This window comes from Enterobacter sp. DC1, assembly GCF_000568075.1.
Taxonomy (GTDB): domain Bacteria; phylum Pseudomonadota; class Gammaproteobacteria; order Enterobacterales; family Enterobacteriaceae; genus Enterobacter; species Enterobacter asburiae.
This window is the reverse complement of record NZ_AZUA01000006.1, coordinates 1-19,738: the sequence shown is the minus strand read 5'-3', so window position 1 is coordinate 19,738 and position 19,738 is coordinate 1. Positions and strand designations below refer to the sequence as shown.

The 19,738-nt window shown below is 53.2% G+C and carries 19 protein-coding genes, 1 tRNA gene and 1 pseudogene; 12 read left to right on the top strand and 9 right to left on the bottom strand.

The window, feature by feature from the left end; all coding sequences use genetic code 11:
• Window positions 1–3: 3 nt before the first annotated feature.
• Window positions 4–498: a peptidylprolyl isomerase B gene (gene ppiB, locus P346_RS05880; RefSeq protein WP_023310635.1), complete on the bottom strand. Its 495-nt coding sequence runs from the start codon at window positions 496–498 to the stop codon at window positions 4–6.
• A 174-nt stretch (window positions 499–672) separates the two neighbouring features.
• Between ppiB and cysS the strand changes: the two genes are divergently transcribed.
• Entirely contained in the window at window positions 673–2,058 is a 1,386-nt protein-coding gene (cysS, locus tag P346_RS05885; protein WP_029741052.1) for a cysteine--tRNA ligase, read from the top strand.
• Window positions 2,059–2,150: 92 nt separating this feature from the next.
• Here the strand turns inward: cysS and P346_RS05890 are convergent, their stop codons facing one another.
• The 5 genes from P346_RS05890 to folD form a co-directional block, all read right to left on the bottom strand.
• Window positions 2,151–2,672 (bottom strand): metal-dependent hydrolase, encoded by a 522-nt coding sequence (locus P346_RS05890; RefSeq protein ID WP_032661440.1) that lies wholly within the window; start codon window positions 2,670–2,672, stop codon window positions 2,151–2,153.
• A 74-nt stretch (window positions 2,673–2,746) separates the two neighbouring features.
• Window positions 2,747–3,763, bottom strand: coding sequence for a Mal regulon transcriptional regulator MalI (malI, locus tag P346_RS05895; protein WP_032661437.1), 1,017 nt, complete (start codon window positions 3,761–3,763; stop codon window positions 2,747–2,749).
• An 83-nt stretch (window positions 3,764–3,846) separates the two neighbouring features.
• Window positions 3,847–5,346, bottom strand: coding sequence for a PTS transporter subunit EIIC (locus P346_RS05900; protein WP_029741054.1), 1,500 nt, complete (start codon window positions 5,344–5,346; stop codon window positions 3,847–3,849).
• A 281-nt stretch (window positions 5,347–5,627) separates the two neighbouring features.
• Window positions 5,628–5,840, bottom strand: a complete 213-nt coding sequence (gene ybcJ, locus P346_RS05905; protein WP_023334767.1) for a ribosome-associated protein YbcJ — start codon at window positions 5,838–5,840, stop codon at window positions 5,628–5,630.
• Window position 5,841: 1 nt separating this feature from the next.
• Window positions 5,842–6,708 (bottom strand): bifunctional methylenetetrahydrofolate dehydrogenase/methenyltetrahydrofolate cyclohydrolase FolD, encoded by an 867-nt coding sequence (gene folD, locus P346_RS05910; protein WP_008499332.1) that lies wholly within the window; start codon window positions 6,706–6,708, stop codon window positions 5,842–5,844.
• 309 nt (window positions 6,709–7,017) lie between these two features.
• Between folD and fimA the strand changes: the two genes are divergently transcribed.
• The 6 genes from fimA to sfmF all read left to right on the top strand — a co-directional run bounded on the left by fimA (window position 7,018) and on the right by sfmF (window position 13,029).
• The gene (gene fimA / locus P346_RS05915) at window positions 7,018–7,581 is read left to right on the top strand and encodes a type 1 fimbrial major subunit FimA (RefSeq protein WP_023310641.1); all 564 of its coding nucleotides are present in this window, start codon (window positions 7,018–7,020) and stop codon (window positions 7,579–7,581) included.
• A gap of 68 nt (window positions 7,582–7,649) precedes the next feature.
• Window positions 7,650–8,195: a type 1 fimbrial protein subunit FimI gene (fimI, locus tag P346_RS05920; RefSeq protein ID WP_023310642.1), complete on the top strand. Its 546-nt coding sequence runs from the start codon at window positions 7,650–7,652 to the stop codon at window positions 8,193–8,195.
• A 34-nt stretch (window positions 8,196–8,229) separates the two neighbouring features.
• Complete coding sequence (fimC, locus tag P346_RS05925; protein ID WP_032661434.1) at window positions 8,230–8,922, top strand: type 1 fimbria chaperone FimC; 693 nt, start codon at window positions 8,230–8,232, stop codon at window positions 8,920–8,922.
• Window positions 8,923–8,936: 14 nt separating this feature from the next.
• The gene (locus tag P346_RS05930; RefSeq protein WP_032661432.1) at window positions 8,937–11,498 is read left to right on the top strand and encodes a fimbrial biogenesis usher protein; all 2,562 of its coding nucleotides are present in this window, start codon (window positions 8,937–8,939) and stop codon (window positions 11,496–11,498) included.
• A complete protein-coding gene (fimH, locus tag P346_RS05935; RefSeq protein WP_032661430.1) occupies window positions 11,491–12,498 on the top strand; it encodes a type 1 fimbria D-mannose specific adhesin FimH in 1,008 nt (335 codons plus the stop codon). The genes P346_RS05930 and fimH overlap by 8 nt, the downstream gene beginning before the upstream one ends.
• 9 nt (window positions 12,499–12,507) lie before the next feature.
• On the top strand, window positions 12,508–13,029 hold the full coding sequence (sfmF, locus tag P346_RS23605) for a fimbria assembly protein (protein ID WP_032661428.1): 522 nt from the start codon (window positions 12,508–12,510) through the stop codon (window positions 13,027–13,029).
• A 51-nt stretch (window positions 13,030–13,080) separates the two neighbouring features.
• Here sfmF and fimZ read toward each other — a convergent pair whose 3' ends face one another.
• The 3 genes from fimZ to P346_RS05955 form a co-directional block, all read right to left on the bottom strand.
• Window positions 13,081–13,713, bottom strand: coding sequence for a fimbria biosynthesis transcriptional regulator FimZ (fimZ, locus tag P346_RS05945; protein WP_032661427.1), 633 nt, complete (start codon window positions 13,711–13,713; stop codon window positions 13,081–13,083).
• Window positions 13,714–14,513: 800 nt separating this feature from the next.
• Window positions 14,514–15,242 carry a helix-turn-helix transcriptional regulator gene (locus P346_RS05950; protein ID WP_032661424.1) on the bottom strand — a complete coding sequence of 243 codons (729 nt, stop codon included), beginning with the start codon at window positions 15,240–15,242 and terminating at the stop codon, window positions 14,514–14,516.
• 24 nt (window positions 15,243–15,266) lie between these two features.
• Window positions 15,267–15,965 (bottom strand): EAL domain-containing protein, encoded by a 699-nt coding sequence (locus P346_RS05955; protein ID WP_032661422.1) that lies wholly within the window; start codon window positions 15,963–15,965, stop codon window positions 15,267–15,269.
• Window positions 15,966–16,243: 278 nt separating this feature from the next.
• Between P346_RS05955 and P346_RS05960 the strand changes: the two genes are divergently transcribed.
• From P346_RS05960 to P346_RS05980, 5 genes and pseudogenes are all read left to right on the top strand, one after another.
• Window positions 16,244–16,320 (top strand) — tRNA-Arg (locus P346_RS05960).
• Between the two features lie 164 nt (window positions 16,321–16,484).
• Window positions 16,485–17,681 (top strand): tyrosine-type recombinase/integrase, encoded by a 1,197-nt coding sequence (locus P346_RS05965; RefSeq protein ID WP_032661419.1) that lies wholly within the window; start codon window positions 16,485–16,487, stop codon window positions 17,679–17,681.
• A 140-nt stretch (window positions 17,682–17,821) separates the two neighbouring features.
• Complete coding sequence (locus tag P346_RS05970; protein ID WP_032661417.1) at window positions 17,822–18,793, top strand: hypothetical protein; 972 nt, start codon at window positions 17,822–17,824, stop codon at window positions 18,791–18,793.
• A 118-nt stretch (window positions 18,794–18,911) separates the two neighbouring features.
• Complete coding sequence (locus P346_RS05975; protein ID WP_032661414.1) at window positions 18,912–19,118, top strand: helix-turn-helix transcriptional regulator; 207 nt, start codon at window positions 18,912–18,914, stop codon at window positions 19,116–19,118.
• 182 nt (window positions 19,119–19,300) lie between these two features.
• Window positions 19,301–19,606, top strand: a pseudogene (locus P346_RS05980) (Rha family transcriptional regulator); the annotation flags it as partial.
• Window positions 19,607–19,738 lie beyond the last annotated feature (132 nt).

The following is a 19,738-nucleotide window of genomic DNA, read 5'->3' as shown; positions in this document are numbered from 1 at the left end:
GAATTACTCGCTGACGGTCACGCTTGTAATCACAACGTCTTCTTTAGGAACGTCCTGGTGCATACCGCTGCGGCCAGTAGCGACGGCTTTGATCTTGTCAACCACGTCCATCCCTTCAACCACTTCTGCGAATACGCAGTAGCCCCAACCCTGCAGGCTTTCGCCGGAGAAGTTCAGGAAGTCGTTGTCAGCCACGTTGATGAAGAACTGCGCGGTGGCAGAGTGTGGCGCCTGAGTACGGGCCATTGCCAGCGTACCGCGGGTGTTTTTCAGACCGTTGTTCGCTTCGTTTTTGATCGCTTCTTTGGTCTCTTTCTGGTTCATGCCAGGTTCGAAACCGCCGCCCTGGATCATAAAGCCGTTGATCACGCGGTGGAAAATGGTGTTGTTGTAGAAACCTTCGCGGCAGTAGTCCAGGAAGTTTTTAACTGTTTCAGGCGCTTTGTCATCAAAGGTTTTGATTACGATATCGCCATGATTAGTGTGGAAAGTAACCATTTTTGCATCCTGTTCCGTTATTGTGGTACGTCGACCCGCGTTCGGGTCATCTATAGGGGCTTGTTATAGCATAACCACAGGATGCGATCACCTTGCATTGTGTGCTGCTTCGGGTTTGAATTACGGGTAGAATAGCCGGTTTTCAACCACACACGTGTTTACATGGAATCTTCGATGTTAAAAATCTTTAATACAATGACGCGCCAGAAAGAGGAATTTAAACCTATCCATGCCGGGGAAGTCGGCATGTACGTGTGTGGTATTACGGTTTACGATCTCTGTCACATTGGCCATGGCCGTACCTTTGTCGCTTTTGACGTGGTGTCACGCTACCTGCGTTTTCTGGGCTACACCCTGAAATACGTGCGTAATATCACCGACATCGACGACAAAATCATCAAGCGTGCTAATGAAAACGGCGAAAGCTTCGTTGCGCTGGTCGATCGCATGATCGTCGAGATGCACAAAGATTTCGACGCCCTGAATATTCAGCGCCCGGACAGCGAGCCGCGCGCGACCCACCATATTCACGAAATCATCGAGATCACCGAAAAGCTGATCGCACGCGGCCACGCGTACGTTGCGGACAACGGTGACGTGATGTTCTCGGTGCCGACGGACCCAACCTACGGTTCGCTTTCCCGTCAGGATCTGGACCAGCTCCAGGCCGGCGCGCGCGTTGACGTGGTTGACGTGAAGCGTAACCCGATGGACTTCGTGCTGTGGAAAATGTCCAAAGAGGGCGAACCAAGCTGGCCATCCCCGTGGGGCGAAGGCCGCCCGGGCTGGCACATTGAGTGTTCCGCGATGAACTGCAAACAGCTGGGCAAGCACTTCGACATTCACGGCGGCGGTTCGGACCTGATGTTCCCGCACCACGAAAACGAAATCGCGCAGTCCACCTGCGCCCACGGCGGCGAGTACGTTAACTATTGGATGCACTCGGGCATGGTAATGGTTGACCGCGAGAAGATGTCTAAATCGCTGGGTAACTTCTTCACCGTGCGCGACGTGCTGAAATATTACGACGCGGAAACCGTGCGCTACTTCCTGATGTCCGGCCACTATCGCAGCCAGCTGAACTACAGCGAAGAGAACCTGAAACAGGCGCGCTCGGCGCTGGAGCGTCTGTACACCGCGCTGCGCGGAACCGACAGGTCTGTTCCTGCTGCAGGCGGCGAAGCGTTCGAAGCACGCTTTGTTGAGGTGATGAACGACGACTTCAACACCCCGGAAGCGTACTCCGTGCTGTTCGACATGGCGCGCGAAGTGAACCGCCTGAAGTCAGAAGATATGGCCGCGGCGAATGCGCTGGCATCCCATCTGCGTAAGCTCTCCTCCGTGCTCGGCCTGCTGGAGCAGGATCCGGACGCGTTCCTGCAGAGCGGTGCGCAGGCGGACGACGGTGAAGTGGCGGAAATTGAAGCGTTGATCAAAGCGCGTCTGGAAGCGCGTCAGGCAAAAGACTGGGCGGCGGCAGATGCGGCGCGCAACCGTCTGACCGAGATGGGCATCATTCTGGAAGATGGCCCGCAGGGAACGACCTGGCGCCGCAAGTAGGTCTGGTGCGCGCTGATGCCCTCACCCCAGCCCTCTCCCACAGGGAGAGGGTGCAAACACTAAAAACGGCAACTTGAGTTGCCGTTTTGCTTTTACCTCCGTTTCCACCACAGCAACCCCATCAGCACGACTCCCGGCAGCCACACCCACAGCAGTTCTGAAACGATCACCTGATGCCCGTACGGCGTGGTATAGCGCGACAGCGCAAACGGCGCGACCTTAATGACCTGCCACGGCGCAAAGAATCGTTCATATGACCACGGCCACAGCCAGCCGACGCCTTTCCCACCCGTGGTAATCGAATCCAGCAGGCTGTGCGACAGCAATGACACGGTTAAAAACAGCCAGCAGCGCGTCAGGCTGGCCCGGAACCATCGTCGGCCAAGCAGCACGCAGAGTATCGGCACCACAAAGGCGAACAGCAGGGAGTGGGTAAAGCCGCGATGGCCGAAAACATTGCCGTACGCGACGCCGAACTTGAACGCCAGCACGTCGGCATCCGGCAGCATGGCGAGGACAATCCCGGCAAACAGCAGGCGGGGAGGAATCACTTTGGTTCCGAGGCCTAAGCCCAGACAAAGCGGAACAGCGGCGTGCGTAATAACGGTAGGCATTGCGATTATCCATGGCAAATCATGGAAATATAGCAGCAATCCCGCGCCAGCAGACCCGCGTCAAATTCTTATTTTTACGCCGACTCGCGTGCGATAAGCTGCCCGGAAAGCGTAATGCGCTGGGTTTGCAGCGTCGGCTCCTTGAGCGTGCGGATAATCAGCCCGGCAGCCTGACGCCCGGTCTCTTCGCTGGCGGACGACACGTAGGTAAATGACGGAGAGGTGAGGTTAACGTGGAGCATATCTTCGAAACCGACCAGCGCGACCTGCTGTGTCAGAAACACATCTTTACCCACCGTTCGTCCAACCTGATGAATACCGGAGATGGAGCCGATCATGGCATCCGGAGAGTGGCAGAGCAGGGCGGTGATGGTGTTGTTTTTTTCCAGCAGCTGGCGGGTGGCGAAACCCGCCGCCAGCGTGTCATCGCTGCAGGCCGGAGAGTATTCATCGCGCCAGACCAGCCCGTTCTGCGTCATCGCGCTGCGAAAACCGAGCAGGCGCTGCTCGCGGATAAGGCAGCCTTCACGTCCGCCAATGTAGGCGATATTGCGATGGCCGCGCTCGATAAGATAACGCACCGCCAGATTTGCCGCCTGACGGTTATCGCGCATCACCAGATTGCATTTTTCATCTAGCAGCGACTGAGAGACTACCACCAGCGGCAGCGGGCAGCGTCGAATCTGCTCCGGCAGGGTGGGGGTACGGGTATCCGAGGCCAGATAGATAACCCCGGCGACGCCCTGCTGCTTAAACGACAGCAGGCAGCGCTCAAGATGGTCATGGTCGTTCTGGGGCTGGCCGAGAAAAACCATATACCCCTGTTTTTCAAGATCCTGGACAATGCTCGCCATCACCTTGATGGAGAAACTGTCGCTAAAGTCACGGAGGATCAGGCCAATCAGATTGGACGTATTGGCGCGGAGGTTGGCAGCGGCAACGTTATGAACATAGCCCAGCGTATTGATGGCAGCGTTGACCTTCTCGATCGTTGCCTCTGAGATTTTCCCTTTCTGGCGCAAAACCAGCGAGACGGTTGAGACCGAAACGCCCGCGCGCTTTGCGACATCAATAATGCTGACTTTCTTCAAAACCGCTCCCTGAAATTTGCCGATTATCAGCCAGATAAAACACGTCTCCCAGCGTACAGGAGACGTGTCGCTCAGGCATCTTATTATTTGCCGATCATGGTGGACATGGTCTGGGCGATAAACTGTGCTCTGGCACCGAAAATCACCTGAATACCGTTGTCGCCGACGAAGACCACGCCGCGCGCGCCGAGTCCGTTCAGGCCGTCCTTATCGACCACCTCGCTTTTTGCCACTTCCAGACGCAGACGGGTGATACAGGCGCCGACGGAGTCGATGTTGTGCGCCCCGCCCAGCAGGGTGATGATCTCGGTCGCGAGTTCTGAATCAGACTTATCATCCGCGTTGGCGGTCACTTCAGTGCGGCCCGGCGTTTTCACGTCGAAACGACGGATCACAAAGCGGAACGTGAAGTAATAAATCAGGCCCATTGGAATACCGATGATAATCGCATTCAGGAAGTTGGTCTTGTAGCCGTTGAAGGACGGCAGGATCCCGAATGACAGATAGTCGATAAAGCCCGCGGAGAACGACTTGGCGATATGCGCATGCAGCAGATACATGGTCATGTAGGCCAGGCCTGCCATGATGGCGTTAAAGACGTACAGGATTGGCGCCACGAAGATAAAGGTAAACTCAACCGGTTCGGTGATCCCCGTCAGGAAGCAGGTCAGCGCCGCAGAGAACAGAATACCGGCCGCGATTTTCTTATTCTTCGTATGGGCTTCGTGATACATCGCCAGGCACGCTGCGGGCAGCGCGAACAGCATCAGCGGGAATTCACCCTGCATGAACTTACCGGCGTTCTGGTAGGTGTCGCTGCTGAAGGACTTCACACCTTCTTCCAGCATCTTGAACCAGATGGTCTGGTCGCCGTGGATCACCTGTCCTGCCTGGGTGGTGTAATCCCCGAATGAATACCAGAAGGACGGATACCAGATGTGGTGCAGGCCGAGCGGGATCAGCGCGCGTTCTACCAGACCGAAGATAAAGGTCGACGCCGCCTGATTATCGCCGTTCACCACCACGGAGAGCGCGTCGATACCGGCCTGGATATGCTGCCACACGTACGGCAGCAGCAGCCCCATCAGGAACGACAGAAACGCCGTTGCAATGGCCACGAAGCGCTTGCCGGAGAAGAAGCCCAGGAACTCCGGCAGCTGCATGGTGTGGAAGCGGTTATAGCACCAGGCCGCGAGAATACCGCAGATCAGGCCGCCGAAGACACCCATCTGCAGCGTCGGGATGCCGACCACCATGGCGTATTTCCCGCCCTGGGAGGCCATTTCCGGCGTGATGCTCAGCACGGTGCTGATGGTGATATTCGTGACAAACACCGACACCGCCGCAGACAGCGCCGCGATGCCGGATTCTGACGCCAGACCCACGGCGGAGCCAATGGCAAACAGCATCGGCAGGTTATCAAAAATAACCCCGCCCGCGTTCATCATCAGCGGCAGATGGAACTTATCGCCGAAGGCCAACAGCAGGCCCGCAGCGGGAAGCAGTGAAATTGGCAGCATTAAGGCGCGACCAATCATCGATAACTTAGACAGCGATTTAACAAACCCTGATATCAGACTCATGCTGATTTCCCCCGAGTAGCGCTTTTTTGGCGCTGTTATTGTAAGTAGAACGTTTTAGTAGAACGTTCTACTTATCGTGGGCAAAGAGTGAAAAACGCGCAACTGAATTTTCACGTTTCAACAGATGAAATAGTGATTATTTGAAGTTGATCGATAAATAACCGCGATGGGTGTGAGGGGATGCTGAGAGAAATTGCCGGGTGGCGGCTTCGCCTTACCGGCCTACAAACGGAGACAGTACGTAGGCCCGGTAAGCGCAGCGCCACCGGGCATCAGACGGCTCAGGCCGTAACGGTTACGCTCTGTCCTTCAAAGCTCACGGTCTGACCCGCGACAATCTTGCAGCGCTTGCGCGTTTCTACCACGCCGTCGACTTTTACCAGCCCGTCGGCGATAACGATTTTCGCCTGCGCGCCGCTTTCGCTCCAGCCTTCCAGCTTCAGCAGATCGCACAGCTCAACGTGCGGGTGTTTACCTAATGAAAAAGTCGCCATCTTACGCGTCCTCTACGTCGTGATATTCTTCGCACGCCTGCAGTGTATTTTGAATCAGCGTTGCTACGGTCATCGGGCCTACGCCGCCCGGTACGGGGGTAATGTAAGACGCGCGCGCGGCGGCATCTTCGTACACCACGTCGCCGACCACTTTGCCGTTTTCCAGACGGTTAATCCCGACGTCCACGACAATCGCGCCCTCTTTGATCCACTCGCCCGGAATAAAGCCCGGCTTGCCGACCGCGACGATCAGCAGATCGGCGTTCTCGACGTGGTGACGCAGGTTTTTGGTGAAGCGGTGGGTAACGGTGGTGGTGCAGCCGGCCAGCAGCAGCTCCATGCTCATCGGGCGGCCCACGATGTTGGACGCGCCGATAACCACGGCGTTCAGACCGTAGGTGTCGATGTTATAGCGCTCCAGCAGCGTCACAATGCCGCGCGGCGTGCACGGGCGCAGACGCGGCGCGCGCTGGCACAGGCGGCCAACGTTGTACGGATGGAAACCGTCCACGTCTTTATCCGGTGCGATACGCTCCAGCACCTTCACGTTGTCGATACCCGCCGGCAGCGGCAGCTGAACCAGAATACCGTCGATCTCTTTATCGGCATTCAGGGTGTCAATAAGTTCCAGCAGCTCTGCTTCGCTGGTGGTTTCCGGCAAATCGTAAGAGCGGGAGACGAAGCCCACCTCTTCACACGCTTTGCGCTTGCTGCCGACATAAATTTGCGATGCCGGGTTGCTGCCAACCAGCACAACGGCCAGCCCGGGGGCGCGTTTTCCGGCAGCTTTACGCGCCTTCACTTTTTCCGCGACCTCAGAGCGCACCTGCTGCGCAATCGTTTTACCGTCAATAATCTTTGCTGCCATCAGAGAGAAGATTCCGTCTGTAACGTTTGAAAGGGGGGATGCGTGTATTTTGTCAGAAGCGAGCGTCGCTGTCAGTCACCCTTTACGCGTTTTTATCAGTGAGACGCAAAAACCCTTCTTAGTGGATGGTCAATTTCTTAGGCGGTATTAGGATGTGACCTGGCGAAATGGCAGCGTTTTGACATATTTAAAAAATGCGTCCTGAGCTACTTTGTCTCCTCCGAAATAAGCTTTCAATTAATCAATTGAACGTATTTCTTATTCCCGATTATTCGCGGGAAGGGTTATTTACATTTTAAAGGAATAGACATGAAACTCAGCAACATTGCTTCTACTGTTATTGCAACTTTGGCCCTGGTTGCGGGTGCCGCAAATGCAGCAGATCCTGCTGCGCCGGTTTCCGTAAATGGCGGTACCGTACATTTTAAAGGTGAGCTGGTTAATGCGGCTTGTTCAGTAAATACTGATTCTTCCGAGCAGACCGTTAATCTGGGTCAGTATCGCACCGCGAAATTTACCAAAGTGGGCGACACCACCTCCAATATTCCATTCAACATTGAACTGAATGATTGCGATCCGCTGGTTGCCAAAACTGCAGCTGTTGCGTTCACCGGTCAGATCGACCCAACTGACAAAACCCTGCTGGCCGTGACCTCCGGTAACAACGACAACACCGCGAAAGGCGTGGGTATCGAGATCCTCGACAGCAAATCCAGCGTTCTGACCCCAGACGGCGCGACCTTCTCTGCTGCGCAGACGCTGATCGAAGGGACCAACACCCTGAAGTTCACCGCGCGTTATAAATCAACGGCTGCCACCACCGAGCCGGGCCAGGCGAACGCTGACGCCACCTTCGTAATGAAATACGAGTAATTCCTCCGCACAGGGATGTTCAGGCCTCACGGACGAGGCCCGTCATACGCAAATGCCAGGAACGAAGGATGACAAGGACTGGAACACTACTGCTGTTAACCCTTGCGATGGCTTGTCCGGCATCGGCGCATACCGTGGTGATCGAAGGTGGCAAGGTTCATCTCCGGGGCGAACTGGTGAACGGCGGCTGCGCCGTGGCGCCCGACAGCCAGAATATGCGCATCGACATGGGGCAGTACCGAACCAATTCATTTTCCGGTGTGGGCAGTTTTTCCACGGTTAACGTGCCTTTTACCGTGCGGCTGCTGGACTGCAGCGTTGATGTTTCGCGCACCGTGGGGATCCAGTTTCAGGGCGTGACGCCCGCAGAAGATCCGCAGGTCTTTCTGGCGACATCGCGGCCGGGTGAAACGCCCGTCAGCAGCGGCGTGGGGCTGGCGCTCTTTGACGAACAGCAGCGTCAGATTATCCCAAACGCCACGGCCGTCAGCTGGCTGCCGATCGATACCCGCGAGCTCGCGTTCCATTTTAGCGCCCGCTATCGGGCTATTTCCGAACACCTCGAGCCAGGCAAAATTCAGTCGGATGTCTGGTTTACGTTGATTTATCCATAACACCTGCGAACACATTATTAAAGGTACGGTTGTGATGAATACCCTAATTAAACCAGGACTTTTTTTATCGTTTATTTTGATGATGGTTTCTGCCTGCGCAAATGCTTCCGGCGGTATTGCGCTGGGGGCCACGCGCGTTATTTATCCCGCAGAGGCGAAGCAAACGTCGCTGGCGATCACCAACAGCAACAAACAGGAACGCTATTTAATTAACGCGTGGATCGAAAATGCGAGCGGGCAAAAAGAAAAAACCTTTGCCGTCACTCCGCCCCTGTTTGTCAGCGAGCCTAACAGTGAAAACACGCTGCGTATTATTTACGCCGGGCCAGCGCTGCCAGCCGATCGTGAATCGCTCTTTTACATGAACGTGAAGGCGATCCCGTCGGTGAACAAAGCGAAAACGGAAAACAATAACGTGCTGCAGCTGGCGATCCTCTCACGCATCAAGCTGTTTGTGCGCCCGAACAACCTGGCGATGCAGCCGGAAGAGGCGCTTTCCCAGCTGCGGTTTGAGCGCGCGGGCAGCCATCTCAAAGTCAGCAACGCTTCTCCGTATTACATCACCCTCGTCAATCTAAAGCTGGGCGGGCAGCAGCTGGATAACCTGATGGTTGCGCCGAAAAGCTCGGCTCAGCAGGTGCTGCCAGCCGGTGCCGGCGGCACGCTTTCCTGGCAGAGCGTGAATGACTACGGTGCCATCACCCCGGCGCGTAGCGTCAACCTGTGAGCAGAGTCAGGGCGATGAAAAACCACCAGAGACGTTACTGCCCGGTTGCACTGGCGCTGATGGCTGCGCTCTGGCCGCAGGCTGGCTGGAGCGAAAGTTATTTCAACCCGGCCTTCTTGTCCGACGACGCCGCCAGCGTGGCGGATTTGTCGCGTTTTGAACAAGGACACCAGCAGGCACCCGGCGTTTATCGCGTGGATATCTGGCGTAACGATGAGTTTATCGGTACCCAGGACGTGCGTTTCGAGCAGGCCGAGAACACGCCGCCGGTGGCGGGCGGTTTGTCGGCCTGCATTACGCGCGCGATGCTCGATCGCTTTGGCGTCAACGTCGCGGCGTTTCCCGAGCTGGCTAAAGTGCAGGGCGACACCTGCGTTCCGTTGACCACGGCTATACCCGGCAGCGAAACGGCATTCAACTTTGCCTCACAGCGTCTGGACGTCAGCCTGCCGCAGGTGGCGTTGCAAAACAGCGCCCGGGGCTACATTCCGCCTGAACAGTGGGATGAAGGCATCCCCGCCGCGCTGGTGAACTACAGCTTCACCGGTAACCGGGGAAGCGAAGACGACAGCTATTACCTCAACCTGCAGAGCGGGTTGAACTATGGCGCCTGGCGTTTACGTAACAACGGCGCATGGCGGTACACGCAGAATAACGGGCAGCGGCACAGCGAGTGGCAGAATATTGGCACCTGGGCGCAGCGCACCGTCATCCCGCTTAAAAGCGAACTGGTGCTGGGCGACAGCAATACCGGGAATGACGTTTTCGACAGCATGGGTTTTCGCGGCGGGCGTCTCTTCTCGTCTGACAGCATGTACCCGGACAGCCTGCAGGGCTACGCGCCGACCGTGCGCGGGATCGCCCGTACGCCCGCCAAAGTGGTGGTTCGCCAGAACGGCTACGTTATCTATCAAAGCTACGTCCAGCCGGGCGCATTTGCCATTACCGATCTTAACCCGACCTCCTCAAGCGGTGACCTGGAAGTCACGGTCGAAGAGAAAGACGGCACCCAGCAGCGCTATACCGTGCCGTACTCCACCGTGCCGCTCCTGCAGCGTGAAGGTCGCTGGAAGTACGACCTCGTCGCGGGGGATTACCGCAGCGGGAACAGCGATCAGGATACGCCGTTCTTCACCCAGGGCACCCTGGTTACCGGCCTTGCCAACGGTTACACGCTCTACGGCGGGACACAGCTGGCGTCACGCTATACCGCGGTGGCCGTCGGGGCCGGGAAAAACCTGGGCGACTGGGGCGCGGTCTCGCTCGATATCACCCACGCCCGCAGCCAGCTCGCGGACGACAGCAAGCATGAAGGGCAGTCTCTGCGCTTCCTCTATGCGAAATCTCTTAACGGCTTCGGCACCAACTTCCAGCTGCTGGGCTATCGCTATTCCACAAAAGGGTTTTACACCCTCGACGATGTCGCTTGGCGCTCAATGGAAGGCTATCAGTATGCCGATAGCCAGAACGATAACGATGTGCCGGACGTGCAGAGCTATCACAACCTGACGTGGAATAAAAAAGGCCGCTTCCAGCTCAACGTTTCTCAGTCGCTGGGGGACTACGGCTCGGTCTATATCTCCGGTAGCGAGCAGACCTACTGGGGAACGGACGAGACGAACCTCTGGTACCAGCTGGGCTACGCGGGAGGCGTGAAGGGGATCAACTACTCCGTCTCGTGGTCGTGGAACAAATCCGTGGGGATAGACGGTACCGATCGGATCGCGTCGTTTAACGTCTCCGTGCCGTTCAGCCTCTTTACCCGTCAGGGCTATCGCCGGGACAGCGCGATTGACCGCGCCTACGCTACGGCATCCGCCAGTCGAAACAGCGATGGCGACACAAGCTGGCAAACCGGCGTCAGCGGAACGCTGCTGGAGGACCGCAACCTGAACTACAGCGTGACCCAGGGACACGCCAGCACCAACGGCTCAAGCGGAAGCGCCAGCGCCAACTGGCAGGCGACCTACGGCACGCTGGGGGTGGGATACAACTATTCCCGCGATCAGCACGATCTCAACTGGCAGCTCTCCGGCGGGGTGGTCGGCCACGCCGACGGCGTGACCTTCAGCCAGCCGCTGGGCGACACCAACGTGCTGATCAAAGCGCCGGGCGCATCGGGCGTCAGTATTGAAAACCAGACAGGGGTGAAAACCGACTGGCGAGGCTACGCGGTGATGCCGTATGCCACCGTCTACCGCTACAACCGCGTGGCGCTGGATACCAACACCATGAGCAACAACACCGATATCGAAAACAACGTGAGCAGCGTGGTGCCGACCAAAGGCGCGCTGGTACGCGCCAGCTTTGATACCCGCATTGGCGTGCGCGCCCTGCTGACGGTAACGCGCGGAAACCAGCCGGTGCCGTTCGGCGCGGTGGTTCGCGAAACCCGAAGCGGCGTCACCAGCATGGTGGGGGATGACGGGCAAATTTACCTGAGTGGGCTGCCGCTGGAAGGCGAACTGCTGATCCAGTGGGGCGACGGGGCGCAGTCCCAGTGTCGCGCACCTTACAGCTTGTCTGAACAGAGCCTGCAACAGGCAATCACACTTAAGGGGATCGGCTGTGATTAAAACTCAACTCTTTGCCTTGTCGCTTCTGGCGTTACTGCCTGCGACAAATGCATTAGCGACCGTGTGCGTCAATGAAAATGGCGTGCCGACGGAAGTGCATTACGACCTGACGGATAAATTCAATAGCTCGAATAACCAGATTGGGCAGGTCGTGACGCTCAGCGAGAAATCGCAGTGGGTAGGGGTGAATGCCGTCTGCCCGAAGGGCACGACCGGGAATACCACCAAGCGCAGCTATGTGACCGATTATCCGGTAACGGGAACGAGCGATGGCTACCAGTATCTGAAGCTTAACGACTATCTGGACGGGGCGATGAAAATTACGGACAGCTTTGCTGGCGTATTTTATCCGCCAAAAAGCTATATCCAGATGGGGAGCCATCCTAACGTATCCAAAAACAAACCGTTTGGCGTTCAGGACTCCAGCCTGGTCTTTCGTCTTAAGGTGACCCGGCGTTTTATCAACATGGTGGTGATCCCGCGTGCCACCATGTTCCGCGTTTACGTCACCACTACCTCTTCCGATCCGTTAACCACGCCGGTCTATACCATTAGCTACAGCGGAACCATTCAGGTGCCGCAAAGCTGCGCCATCAATGCCGGTAACGTGGTGGAGTTTGATTTCGGCGACATTGGCGCCTCCTTGTTCAGCAAGGCGGGCGTGGGTAACAAGCCGGAGGGCGTCTCATCGCAAAGCAAAACCATCGCCATCAAATGCACCAACGTGGAGGCAAACGCCATGCTGACGATGCGCGTCGAGGCGGAAAAAGTCTCTGATAATGTGCTGGTGTCGGATAACCCGGATGTGGGGTTCATCATCGCCAACGAGAGCGGGGCGCCGCTGACGCCCAACAACCTGACAAGCAAAATTCCGTTCCGTCTCGACGACAGCGCGCAGGCGCAGGTGGGGATCCGGGTCTGGCCGGTCAGCGTGACGGGCAATAAGCCAGCGGAAGGGCGCTTCACCTCGCGCGGGTATTTGCGCGTGGATTACGACTAAGGAGCCGATATGCGAAACGGGATCCGTTTTATCACCGTAGCGCTCTTTGCGCTTTGCACCCGGGCTCAGGCGGACACCGCGTTGGGCGAGATTAACATTCGGCTCTACGGCAATATCGTCGATTTTACCTGCGTTGCCGAGGGCAGCGACAGCGACAAGGCCGTCCCGCTGGGCACCTGGCCCACGAAACAGCTCAGCACCACCGGGAGCCGCACGCAGCCTATGCCGTTTACGCTGAAGCTGACCGGCTGCCCGCCGGGCGCGGCGTCCATTACGTTTTCGGGTAAAGCCGACGGGAGCAATAGCGGCTTGCTGGCGCTGAATGACGCCAGTACTGCAAGCCATGTCGCCGTTGAGATCAGGGATGCGGATAAAACGCGCCTGGCGCTTCAGCAGGCCAGCCAGCCGGTCTCGGTTGACGCACAGGGAAATGCGACGCTGTCGTTTTATGCCAATTATATTGCCACTGCCGATAACCCTCAGCCCGGACGGGCTGATGCGGATGCCACCTTCATGATTAATTATAATTAGCACTGACCGCACTCCCTGCAGCTCAGATAAGCTGCAGGGAGTGAATTCAGGTTATAGCAGCTCGTGGGCTTTAGCGTAATCAATTAATTCCACGATGCTTTGCACGCCCAGCTTGGAATAAATATTGGATTTGTGCGCGCTAATGGTCTTGTTGCTTAATAGTAGCTGTTCAGCTATTTCCTTGTTGGATAATCCATTCGCCAGATACCGTAATACCGTGACCTCGCGATTCGATAATGGCATATCTACTGCCATCCCTTTTCCGGAACCCAAATGGTTTATAAAGTTCAACGTCTCCGACGGGAAAAAGGAATAGCCCATCAGGATCATTTCTACGGCGTTGTAGATCTCACCCAAATCTTTTCGTTTACTGACGAAGCCATTTGCTCCGGCGCGAATGGCGCGACCTGCGTAAAACAACTCTGATTTCGACGAGAGGAACAGAACCTTAATGTTTTTGTTTAAGTTCCTGATTCTCTTTAGTAAAGAGAAGGCATCCGTGCCCGTGAGTTCAATGTCAAGGATCACCAGATCGATAGGGTGATTGCGGATACAGTCAAGGACTTCATGGCTATCGCCAGACTTGAGCTTGACTGTGATATTCTTATTTTTCTGTAGCAGGACTTCTATCGACATTCTGACGATAGGATGTTCGTCCATAATGATAACGGATGCCGGTTTCATTTTTAATGCCTCAGATTGTTAAAAGCGTTATACAGAGTTTGGTAAAACTCTCGAAATGCCGGAAGGATATAATGTGCAGATCCCTGTACCGTAGTATTTCCCTGGGAAGAGCGAAAGCATCCTTGTTTACGTAATGAAAAGAACTATGCCTCAGCGCGGTCATCTCATTAGGCTGGTGTTGGCAAAAAGGTTTTTCTTATTCATATTTGATACGCATCTTATTATACAGGGTAAGTTTTTTCCGAAAACCCTGTAAATTAATTTGAGGGTATTGGTTTGTATTATCTTCTGGATATGAATCGCTATTTTTTTAAAATTAGCGGAAATATCCTGTTATCTCATTTACCACATTTTTTCATCTTTATGTAATAACAAAAAATAACAGATATCTCTTTATGTTGATCAATTGTTAACAAAAATGCGCCTATTTTAAAGGGACGAACCCGCAAAAGTGAGGTTAAAAATTGCCCTCGCAGGCCGTCATACCTTCATCCGAAAGTGCTTACGTTGGCCAGGACAACGGCGTCTGATGCACAGGAGAACATGCTACCCGCTTCGCTTTTTACTCCAGGCTGTTGTCGCTAAGCTGCTTGTTTTTACATCATTATCATCTTGTTAACGCCTTCTGCATTCGCTTAACGGATGGAGGAAAGTGCTGCCGTTCCGCCAATCTGTGGCATTTCACAAGGTTCACGCCCATAAATTAGGAATAGTTATAATTTCGAGTTTATTGTTAAAAATTAACATTTTTGCAACGCGAGTGGTAAGTAATTTCCTAAACCGCTTTAGGAAATAAGGGGTTAGGAGGTGAGTGAAAACGTGCAGTCTGAGAGGTTATTAAGAAGATGGAGCAATTCCTGGCGATGGCTTAGCCCCAGCTTTAGGAGGATGCAGCTGAGACGATAGATAATGCGGCTATAGGGGCGATTCTGCATCAGGGCAATCTGACGCAATGTCTTGCCCCGGGAAAGCTCCTGTAGGATGGGCCATTCGTTGCGCGAGAACCAGTCTTTCTCGGTACCCGGCGGAGGGAGGGGATCCTGCAGGCTGTGCTGGAGCGCGGCGGCGTTCAGCTGGCGTTCGAGCACATGAAAGGGACCTGCCGCTTTGCAGAAGAGGCGGGGGTCGTAATTATCGGCCCGGACCAACAGCCAGGGCGTCAGGAACGGAGGAAACAGGCTATGCCGTCTCAACTGATCCAGTTTCTCCAGAAGCCCCGTGGATCGGCTTTCAATATCCACGACCAGACGGGCAGAGGGCCACTGCGTCTGAGCGATAAGGGCGTCGTCCAGCGTGGCGTAGTCGCAGCAGCTGCTCAGGGGAAACTGCCCGTTGAGAAAACCGGTGCGCAGGTAGTGATCCTCCGTCACCAGAAGGATAAACGGGGCGTCGGTTTTGCGGGGCTGGCTGATAGACTGGCTCAAAAATTCGAGCCGGTCGAAAAAGGGGGGAGCAAAAGGTGAGCGCGTAAATCCCAGAGCATCACTTCCTGTACGCCGCCGCCGGTAACGGCGCACTGTCATTCGCATGGTCTCCCTCCTGGAAATGGCTTTTTAATCCTCCGGCCATGTCCAGGACGGCCAGTAATATCCCTGGCCGAGGTCTGCGCCTGCCTGCAGTGCCCAGGTACGATCGCGTTCAGTCTCAATACCTTCAATAAGCACTTTCCCGGCAAGCTGAAAGCAAAGGGAAACCAGTTGCCTCAGCGCAGGGGTGTCGCGTAAACGCCAGAATGCTTCCTTATCTATTTTGATGCCGCTTAACGGGAGTCGGCAGGATAAAAACGACTGCACTGTGACGTCATCCACGTCATCAAGCCAGATTGCGTGTCCCTGTCTGCTAAGTTGCCGCAAATTTTGAACGACATGCTGCTTCTCGACGAGGGTCAGCGCCACAAAGGACGCGAGATCGACAATCTCAATATTGAGCGGCACGCCTGTTAACCGGATAAGTCGCTGAAAAGAGGCTGTCTCTGTCAGGACGGTTATCGGCAGATTAATAAAAAGATTATGATCGTGCGGCGCATTTTTTAACGCGGCAAGCTGTGCTTCAAGCAGTGCTATCGACCAGTCTGCGGACCGTTCGCAAAAAAAGTCCTCGCTGTGCCGCGTGTCGGACAGAACGCTAAGTACCTCCACGCCAACCTGGCGCAAGGAGGAAAGGGCGACGATGGGCTCAAGCTTAATGCCGACGATGTCCTGAGAAATGTACTGTAACCGGGGGGGCGTATCGATCGGGTTTTGCGCTGTCACTCCATTGTCCTGTTGTCTGCCAGCCTCCAGGCGGCCGGGATACCTGACTCTAGTGTGACGAGCTGACGTTCAGGAAAACAGCAGGCGTTACTTAAATGCAACTAAGCCTTTTCGCAGCGCCAAATTTTACGGTGAAACAGGGCGAAATGTTGAGAAAATAGCCGTATTTACAATCGGGTAGTGGTAATTGCCGTGGAAAGCGGAAAAGGCATTGACTCACCTGCCATTGACCGTATAATTCTTCGCGTTTCACCACCGCGAAGTACACGCATATCAGTGCGCCCTTAGCTCAGTTGGATAGAGCAACGGCCTTCTAAGCCGTAGGTCGTAGGTTCGAATCCTACAGGGCGTGCCATTATCACTTCTACTAACGTCTCTCAAAGTCTACTTAATCCAGTAATACCAAGCCATTCAGCTTAATCTCGCTCTCCCTACGTCTACTAAATTGTATTGAAATCCACACCAAAGTGGGGGTACATTCGGGGGTATATACAGGTTCAATGGAAAGAGATACCCCCAATGAAGTTAACGGCACGCCAGATAAGCACAGCTAAGCCTCAGGACAAGCCCTACAAACTGGCGGATGGCGGTGGCCTGTACCTGCTAGTTAACCCGAATGGGTCCAGATACTGGCGACTGAAGTACCGCCTGGCTGGAAAGGAAAAGCTCCTGTCTATTGGTGTTTTCCCTGATGTAACCCTCGCTGAGGCAAGAGATAAGCGAAATGAAGCCAAGCGATTACTCGCTAATGGTGAAGATCCGTCTGAGGTTAAGCAGGCGGAGAAACAAGCCAGAATCCTCGCTGTGAATAACAGTTTTGAGTCTCTTGCACTTGAATGGCATGAGCATAAGAAACCGAATTGGTCTTCCGGTTATGCTGATGACATCCTCGAATATCTGCGAAAAGATATTTTCCCTTATATCGGTAGAAAGGCGATTACCGATATCAAACCAATGGACATGCTTTCTGTTCTGAAGAAGATGGAAGAACGCGGTGTCCTGGATAAGCTCAAGAAAACGAGACAGGCTTGCCGCCAGATATTCACTTATGCAGTTATCACTGGAAGGGCCGAGTACAACCCAGTCACTGATTTGGCTGGGGCTCTGAAATCCCCCAAACAGCAACATTTTCCTCATCTCTCACCAGCTCAACTTGGACCCTTTAGACAAGCTGTCGACGCATATAGCGGTAGTAAAATTACCCGCATCGCGACATTACTTCTCATGTACCTCAGTGTCAGAACAATTGAACTTCGTGCCGCAGAGTGGTCCGAGTTTGATCTGAGCAAAGATCTCTGGCTAATCCCAAAAGAGCGCATGAAGATGCGTCGACCACACCTCGTTCCTATACCCAAACAAGCTAAGGATCTGCTTCTCGAATTAAAAGAGATAACTGGTAGAGGAAAGTATGTTTTCCCTGGACGTAATGATGCAGGAAAGCCAATGAGCGAAGCCAGCATTAACCAGGTGATTAAACGTATCGGCTATGCAGGTCAAGCTACTGGCCATGGCTTCAGGCATACCATGAGCACTGCGTTACATGAACAGGGATTCAATTCTGCCTGGATAGAGGCGCAACTGGCACACTCCGACAGAAACACAATACGTGGTACCTATAATCATGCTCAGTACATTGATGGGCGACGTGAAATGCTTCAATGGTATGCGGACTATCTTGATGAACTTGCCGTAGTGGTTCAAAAAAAGAATGCGTGAATATTTACTGTATAAATGCACAGTCCATTCTGGACATGTTTACTCCAGTAGACGATAATCGGGATATGTGACTTATATCACTACTTTAAAAAATGAATTCGATCAGCTATAAATTTTTTTCGCCTGTAGGGAGGCGTTAAATGATAGAAAGTAAACTACTAAAGGTTAAAAAGTGGGTCGATTTAAACGAGGCCGCGATTAGGTTGTCAATTGCTCTTGATGAGCCAGTGAATGCTTTAGATCTGATGGAGCTTGCTCTTGAAGGAGAATTGATACTTTCAGTTAAATTTCCATTTGATAAAAAGTACATTGCTCGGAAAATGTATGAGAAAGAAACTCCAATGGGAATGCGTTTAAAAGAACTTTTTGAATTTGAAAATTTTTTCCGTTATGGAAATGATGGTTCAAAAGATGATGAATATTTAGAGGAGGAAAGAAAATACATTTATCAGTATTACGAAGAATTTCTTGCCTCTGAGGCAAGTAGCGGCCTTTCTAAACATCAAAAAACATTTTCTTACTATTGTGAAAATATAAAAATGGTTGAATGGGGGTACGGTGGGATAGGTTACCTCAAGGAAAATATTTACGAACTTCCTATGCTCGGGGCTGAAAGAATTGATGTAATGTGGCTAATCCAACAAAATAGAGAAAGAGAAATGGAGGAGCTTACTAACTTAGATGGTGTAATTTTAAGGGGAAGTGATGGTGAGTTCTATAACTTACAAGAAAAATTTGATGATGAATACATCCGTGACATGAATTCAGACAGCTCATCGGAAACAAAAATTAATATTCTTGATAAGTTTAAACTCAATGAAAAACATTATTTTCCTGCAGGCGGGTTACCAGTAGGATGCGAGCTGGGTATGTCCCCAGTTAATATGTCTTTATTTGAACGAAAACTTTCCGAAGACGAATCAAAAATACCTGAGAAATTGGTTTTAACAACTCTAGGGGCTGCCTTAAATGAGATAACCTCGTCAAGCGCAAGGAAATGGACGCAAGGTGATCTTGCCGTACGCATTGCTGATAAAAAGATACCTGGATTAAGTGAAAGAACTGTCAATGGTATTTTCGCTATGTGTAAAAAGGAATACAAATCAATGTGATATGATTGCATGCAAAAAAATCACTTTGCATGCAATGCATAATTTTTTCAAAACTAGTTACATACCTCCATCGTGTTCTGTCTTCTATTAATGGCAACTGACATAAACTGGAGGGAGTATGTTAAAACCTAGTAAAACACTTATTCGTCTGTCTGAAGTTCAGCGCCGAACCGGCTACTCCAAGGCTTGGCTATACCGCCTTATGAGTCAGGGTAAATTCCCATCCTCTATCAAAATTGGCTGCCGCTCCATTGCCTTTGTCGAAAGTGAAATCGATGACTGGATTAACCAGCGCATCGACGAATCGCGTAAGGAGGTTGCCTGAGTAAGAACCCCCTATGTGTATTTGTTGCGTGCCGTTGCATTAACATCTGGTTAAGATCTGAATGTCACGACAGCTATTAGCTAATTAAAGACAGGTAAATCATCATGACTAAATTTCATGCCCCGACTGGGGAGGACTTCGCTCAACCTAAAATCGGTCAGCACGGCATTTCTACGCCGACTATGAGTAGCTTAGAAATGGTCGATTACATCAATGCCGAGCGTAAAGCGAAAGCCGAAGCAGAAGGATTAACTTTCCCATGCAAGCGCTATACGAAGATTCAACACAAACACATCCTTGCCAAATCGCCGAAGGTTTTGGGTGAGGGATACTCAGCCAAATTTTTGGCTCAGTATATTGATAGCACAGGGCGTGAGCTTCCCTGCTACCAGTACCCCAAACGTGAGGCCTGCTTGATGGCAATGAGTTATAGCTATGAGCTGCAGGCCAAGGTTTACGACTACATGGAAGAGTTAGATCGCCAGGCTCATGGTGAATCGCCACAGGTTTAACAGACACCTCAGAGTCATTTAAGATGACTTAAAGAGAGGTGCATATGAGCAGTAAGCGTTATCCTGAAGAGTTTAGAATTGAAGCCGTCAAGCAGGTTGTTGATCGTG

What these genes read in the sequence shown, in the direction of transcription:
- ppiB (WP_023310635.1), bottom strand. Translation starts at nt 498, where the DNA reads ATGGTTACTTTCCACACTAATCATGGCGATATCGTAATCAAAACCTTT.
- cysS (WP_029741052.1), top strand. Translation starts at nt 673, where the DNA reads ATGTTAAAAATCTTTAATACAATGACGCGCCAGAAAGAGGAATTTAAA.
- P346_RS05890 (WP_032661440.1), bottom strand. Translation starts at nt 2,672, where the DNA reads ATGCCTACCGTTATTACGCACGCCGCTGTTCCGCTTTGTCTGGGCTTA.
- P346_RS05900 (WP_029741054.1), bottom strand. Translation starts at nt 5,346, where the DNA reads ATGAGTCTGATATCAGGGTTTGTTAAATCGCTGTCTAAGTTATCGATG.
- ybcJ (WP_023334767.1), bottom strand. Translation starts at nt 5,840, where the DNA reads ATGGCGACTTTTTCATTAGGTAAACACCCGCACGTTGAGCTGTGCGAT.
- folD (WP_008499332.1), bottom strand. Translation starts at nt 6,708, where the DNA reads ATGGCAGCAAAGATTATTGACGGTAAAACGATTGCGCAGCAGGTGCGC.
- fimA (WP_023310641.1), top strand. Translation starts at nt 7,018, where the DNA reads ATGAAACTCAGCAACATTGCTTCTACTGTTATTGCAACTTTGGCCCTG.
- fimI (WP_023310642.1), top strand. Translation starts at nt 7,650, where the DNA reads ATGACAAGGACTGGAACACTACTGCTGTTAACCCTTGCGATGGCTTGT.
- fimC (WP_032661434.1), top strand. Translation starts at nt 8,230, where the DNA reads ATGAATACCCTAATTAAACCAGGACTTTTTTTATCGTTTATTTTGATG.
- P346_RS05930 (WP_032661432.1), top strand. Translation starts at nt 8,937, where the DNA reads ATGAAAAACCACCAGAGACGTTACTGCCCGGTTGCACTGGCGCTGATG.
- sfmF (WP_032661428.1), top strand. Translation starts at nt 12,508, where the DNA reads ATGCGAAACGGGATCCGTTTTATCACCGTAGCGCTCTTTGCGCTTTGC.
- fimZ (WP_032661427.1), bottom strand. Translation starts at nt 13,713, where the DNA reads ATGAAACCGGCATCCGTTATCATTATGGACGAACATCCTATCGTCAGA.
- P346_RS05950 (WP_032661424.1), bottom strand. Translation starts at nt 15,242, where the DNA reads ATGCGAATGACAGTGCGCCGTTACCGGCGGCGGCGTACAGGAAGTGAT.
- P346_RS05965 (WP_032661419.1), top strand. Translation starts at nt 16,485, where the DNA reads ATGAAGTTAACGGCACGCCAGATAAGCACAGCTAAGCCTCAGGACAAG.
- P346_RS05970 (WP_032661417.1), top strand. Translation starts at nt 17,822, where the DNA reads ATGATAGAAAGTAAACTACTAAAGGTTAAAAAGTGGGTCGATTTAAAC.
- P346_RS05975 (WP_032661414.1), top strand. Translation starts at nt 18,912, where the DNA reads ATGTTAAAACCTAGTAAAACACTTATTCGTCTGTCTGAAGTTCAGCGC.